A 4,751-nucleotide genomic window follows, 5' to 3' on the forward strand; every position below is an offset into this window, starting at 1 on the left:
CCGGTAACGGCCCGGGGGTTCTCGATCCCCATCCTGCCGAGCACGTCGAAGGACTCGATGATGCCGAGGACCGTTCCCAGTATCCCCAGGAGCGGAGCGAGGGTGATGATCGTATCCAGGACCGTCATCCCCCGTTTCATGCGTTCGATCTCCGTCCTGGCCGCGACTTCGAGGCTCTCCCGCACCCCGTATTCCCTTCCCCGCAGCCCTTCCATGAGGACCCTCGCCCCCACGTCGCAGGAGCCGTTGGATGCCTCGAGCGCCCCCGCAAAGTCCCCCGCTTCGGCCCGGCGCAGAATTTCCTCTATCACGCGCCCGTCCCTTTTCCGCCGCTCCGCCACCCAGAAGAGCGTCCGCTCGATGATGAGGGTAACGGCGCAAATGGAGCAGAGAAGGAGGGGCCACATGAGGGGACCGCCCTTTGAAAAGAGTGTCACCATTTCTCCACCTCACTGCCATGCGTGCTTCCCGGCCGGGTCATATCGCCGCTCTGACCCCGATGTAGCCGGATATTCCTTCCGTCCCGAACCCCCGTATCTCCTCGTAGTCCCTGTCGAAGAGGTTGTCCACCCGGGAAAAAACCGTGATCCCCCTGCCCAGCTCGTAGGACGCGGCAAGGTGGACGAGGGTATACCCGCCCAGTAGAATTCTCCTCGAGGAGAAGGTGACGGGGTCTACCGATATGTCGTAGCGCTTCCCCGTGTGGGAAAGGGTAAGGTTCAGGTTCCCCCTGTTTTGGATGCTGCAATCAAGGGACAGGTGGTACCGGTTCCTGGCCCGCCGCAAGAGGACCTCGTTGGAATCGGTGTCCCGCGCGTCGGTGTAGGTGTACTGGCCAGACAGGGTGAAGGGCCGGAAAAGGCCCAGCGTCGATACGACCTCCACGCCCTCCGACGTGCTCCTGCGCAGGTTTACGAATTGAAACGTCGCGGGATCGGAGTCGATCAGGTTTCTGAATTCGATCCGGAAGTAGGTCACCTCGAGGCGGCCGCTGCCGCCGAAGAGGGGCTGCTCCAGGCCCCCGTCCCAGGACCTGCTCCTCTCGGGCCCAAGGTCCGGGTTGCCGAAGGCGGGGTCAAAGAGCTGGAAGAGGGAGGGCGCCTTGAAGCCCGTGCCGAAGCTCCCTTTCATCCGGGTCCCCGTGCCTTCCAGCGCATAGGAGAGGGCGATCCGGTAGGTGAGCTCCGAGCCGAAGGCGCTGTGATGGTCGAGTCGGCCCCCGACGGTGGCGAAGAGGCCCTCCAGCAGGCGGGCCTGGTCCTGGAGGTAGTACCCCTCGGTCCGCGCCACCTGCTCGGGGAAAGAGCCGAAGGAGCTCCTGGACCTTCCCCTCTCTTCCTGTGCCTCGGCCCCGGCGGTCAGGGTGTTCCCGTCGGCAAGAGATATGCTGGACTGGACGTCCCCCCTGGCCGTCTCTCCCTTGAAGGAGCCGGTGTTCAGGAAGAACTGCCCCGGGTCGAGGACATCCTCGTTTGTCCTCTCGATATCCGACAGGGACAGGCCGACCACGTTCTTTACCCGTTCGTCGAAGAGAGAGAACGACGCCTGCCCCCTGATGAACAGCTCCTCCGTGTCCTGCCTGCTGTTCGGGTCATCGGTGGCGAAATCATCGATCTCGGCTTCCGCCTCCATGTAGCGGCCCACGAGCTCCACTTCGAGGCTGTCTCCCGGGGCGGCCCCGACGCGTCCCGAGACGGTCAGGTTGTCGTATCCGTCCCTCTCCCCGTTTCCCGCCGATTCGGGCGCCGCGCTGATCCCGTCGGTCTTTAACTTCGAGAGAGAGAGGGAATAGTGAAGGGCCTCCGCCTCCCCGCCGACACGGGCGCTTCCCCGCCTGGTCTGGAAGGAGCCGTACTCGGCGGAAGCTGCGGCGGTAGGCTTCCCCTTGCCTTTTTTCGTGATGATGTTGATCACGCCGCCGATGGCATCCGATCCATAGAGCGTGCTCTGCGAGCCCCTGAGAATTTCCACCCGCTCGATGTTGTCCACCGTCAGGTTTGCAAAATCGAAGGCCCTTCCGATCGATATCGGGTCGTTTGCCTCGACGCCATCGATGAGCACGAGGGTGTGGTTCGAGTTCGTTCCCCTGAGAAATACCGACGTCTGCTGCCCCGTGCCGCCGCTCCTGACCACATCGGCCCCGGGAACGGCCCGCAGGGCGTCGTGGAGCAGGGGCTTCCCCGTTTTCTCGAGATCTTCCGCCGTGATCACCGTCACCGAACTGCCCACGCGGCGAGACGGCGTCTCTATCCGCGTCGCCGTGACAACGATCTCCTCGACCTCCTCCCCCCCGCCTTCCGCGGCGAGCGCTCCCGGGAGGACGAGCGCAAGGATCAGCGCGCCAGGTATCAGTGACGCCAGCCGCATCCCCACCTCCTTCAGAACGGGTGAAAAAAAATCCCCGGGCCTCAAGAGAGGCCCGGGGATGCCGTTTTCCATCCACCACCTGGGGTCCCGGTCCCGTTCCGCGGGGACCTCGAACCTCCATGTTACGCGGGCAGGTCTTCTGGCTTCCGGATCGGCCTACTCACCACGCCTTCCCGCCCCACGGGCAGTGGCAACCTGTGGCTTTCGTCCCCGGTCACAGCGGCGGGTCCGCCACGGATTCACACCGTGTTCCCTTTCATCCCTGGGGACTACCCGCAATACTTAGACGATAGTATAACACGCCGCTTCCGTCAACCACGGGTTCTGGCGCGGGAGGTGCCGCAAAATCCACACTGCCCCCTCCCCGCACGTTCTCACCGGACCCGGTAGTTTTCCGGGAAGCTTCGCGGCGGATTCTCAAGCACCGGATAGATGTCGCGGATGGCAATGCTCCTCTCCCGGCCATCGAATATCTTCCCGCCGATCTGCACCTCGTCAGCGGTCCCCCAGTAATTTTCCCTCAGGTCCGGAACCCCCGAGGCGAAGTCGCCGATCTTCAGGTTGTACTCCCTGTTGTCGATCAGGTTGTCCCGGAACAGCGCCGTGGAGGCTCCCTCCCGGAAGAAGACGCCCACCCTGTTGCCGTAAATGGCGCACTCCCTCACGACGGGGCCCCCTTCCCAGTACCTTATTGCCACCTCGTTCCCGGCAAGCCTGCTCTTTTTGACGTACATCCCCCCCCGGTAGGTCCGCACGCCGCCCTCGTTTTCGGAAATGTCGCTCTTCTCGATCAGGGTGAATCCCCCGTGGATGTGAAATGCCCAGGCGGCCCTCTCCACCCTCGCGTGCCGCACCACCGCCTCGGCGTCCTCCAGGTAAATCTCACCCCACCCCGCACCGCCGGTAATCAGCACGGGCCTTTCCTCCCTCCCGTCAATGATCAGCCTTCCCTGGACGGTCAGCGCCTTGATGGCATCCTCGGCTTCGGGGCTTTTCGGAATGTTCACGTGGATCCGGGTTCCCGGCGCCACGTAGAGCGTCTCCCCCCTTCTCACCAGGAGGGGCTTGGTGAGTACCACCTCTTTTTCAAGAAAGCGGTACCCCCCGCCGGACGCCCCGCCCGCAAGGAGACCGAAGGCAACGAAAAAAACCGTTATGAGGCGGACCGCTCTCGCTTGCATCACTCACGCTCCTCGATCTTTACGGCAATCCTCCCCATCGCTCCGGGGGTCAGCCCTCCACGGAGAGAAACAGCGTCTTGTCGTCCGTGTAGGAGCAAATCCCACCCTCTTTGAACTCGAACTGAAAATATTCCCGGATCCTCTCATCGGCCCTGCCCACCATCTCTTCGAGCTCCCTCTCCCGCTTTTCCCCGGGGCTCGTTCGCTCGAGCCACTGCCGGAAGTCGTGCCTCTTCCTGAAGGCCTTCCTGTCGGCAACCCGGAATCCCGCTGCCCCGAGCAGCCTCTCCCACTCGGAGATGCGGAGCGAGCGCACGTGCGTTCCGTCCCTGGTCTCCTCCATCCTGTTCAGGAAGGCGTCCAGGAGGTCATCCTCGGGGGCCGTGCTGTCGACGAGCAAGAAGAAGCCCGTCCGCCGGAGCACCCGCTTAACCTCTTTGAGAAAGGACGGGACGTGGGGAAAGTGGTGGGGGGCTATCCTGCAGGTTACCAGGGAAAATAGCCCCGCCCGGAAGGGCAGCCGCTCGGCGTCTCCCCGCACGAAGCCGATTTTTCCGCCCCCGTAGCGCGCGGCGGCTTCCCGGAGCATCCCGGAGGCGATGTCCAGGGCCAGGACGAACATGCCGTGGGCCTTCAGGAGGCCCGCCGTATGGCCCGCTCCCGTGGACACGTCGAGGGCAACATCGAAGGATTTTCCCTTTAAAAACGCTTGAATGTAATCCAGATCGGTCCCCCTCACGTGGTCTGCGCTCGTCCCGTACTTTTCCGCCCGTTCCGAGAAGGACTCGCCAATTCTCTTTTTGACACCCGGTTTTCTTTCCATCACCGGCACCCGCCAGGCCGCGGTTTATGTCCCGTGGCCCATCTGGTACAATCTTTACGAGACAATGATAATCGAAAACCCGGACACATGACAGTTCAATTCACCGCGAAACTCTACGCCGGTCCCTACCCGGCAATCAGGGAGGAGCTCGCACGGGGCATGGGGGAAGAGACCGGGAGGGACCCGGTCGGCGAGAAAATCGTCCTCACCCCCTCCAACTACAGCGCCGGGGACCTCTACGAGGCGATTGCCCGTGAGAGGGGAAGGGCGACCGTAAACGTGCGGGCGATGACCCTTCTGGACTTCGCGCGGCGGCTGCTGAAGCACCGGAAACTGCTACTTCCGGAAATAGACGCGATGACCAGGGCGGTGCTTCTTTC

The 4,751-nt window shown here is 63.2% G+C and carries 5 protein-coding genes and 1 riboswitch (1 of these 6 cut by a window edge); of the genes, 1 reads left to right on the top strand and 4 read right to left on the bottom strand.

Annotated features, from left to right (window positions below; translation table 11 throughout):
* From GTN70_03885 to GTN70_03900, 4 genes are all read right to left on the bottom strand, one after another.
* A partial coding sequence (locus tag GTN70_03885; GenBank protein NIO16129.1) for a MotA/TolQ/ExbB proton channel family protein occupies positions 1-440 on the bottom strand: 440 nt, incomplete at its 3' end.
* Positions 441-477: 37 nt separating this feature from the next.
* Positions 478-2,367 (bottom strand): TonB-dependent receptor, encoded by a 1,890-nt coding sequence (locus GTN70_03890; protein NIO16130.1) that lies wholly within the window; start codon positions 2,365-2,367, stop codon positions 478-480.
* A gap of 111 nt (positions 2,368-2,478) precedes the next feature.
* A riboswitch (cobalamin riboswitch) is annotated at positions 2,479-2,659 on the bottom strand.
* A gap of 82 nt (positions 2,660-2,741) precedes the next feature.
* A complete protein-coding gene (locus GTN70_03895; GenBank protein NIO16131.1) occupies positions 2,742-3,548 on the bottom strand; it encodes a hypothetical protein in 807 nt (268 codons plus the stop codon).
* A gap of 49 nt (positions 3,549-3,597) precedes the next feature.
* A complete protein-coding gene (locus tag GTN70_03900; GenBank protein NIO16132.1) occupies positions 3,598-4,371 on the bottom strand; it encodes a methyltransferase domain-containing protein in 774 nt (257 codons plus the stop codon).
* An 87-nt stretch (positions 4,372-4,458) separates the two neighbouring features.
* Between GTN70_03900 and GTN70_03905 the strand changes: the two genes are divergently transcribed.
* On the top strand, positions 4,459-4,751 hold the 5' portion of the coding sequence (locus GTN70_03905) for a hypothetical protein (GenBank protein ID NIO16133.1). 3,028 nt of this gene lie beyond the right edge of the window; the window shows 293 of its 3,321 coding nt (coding positions 1-293); its start codon is at positions 4,459-4,461; its stop codon lies beyond the right edge, outside the window.

Source organism: Deltaproteobacteria bacterium, from assembly GCA_011773515.1.
Taxonomy (GTDB): domain Bacteria; phylum Desulfobacterota; class Deferrimicrobia; order J040; family J040; genus WVXK01.

Excerpts from the sequence above, each read along its gene's own strand:
- GTN70_03895 (NIO16131.1), bottom strand. The coding sequence starts at position 3,548 with ATGCAAGCGAGAGCGGTCCGCCTCATAACGGTTTTTTTCGTTGCCTTC.
- GTN70_03900 (NIO16132.1), bottom strand. The coding sequence starts at position 4,371 with ATGGAAAGAAAACCGGGTGTCAAAAAGAGAATTGGCGAGTCCTTCTCG.
- GTN70_03890 (NIO16130.1), bottom strand. The coding sequence starts at position 2,367 with ATGCGGCTGGCGTCACTGATACCTGGCGCGCTGATCCTTGCGCTCGTC.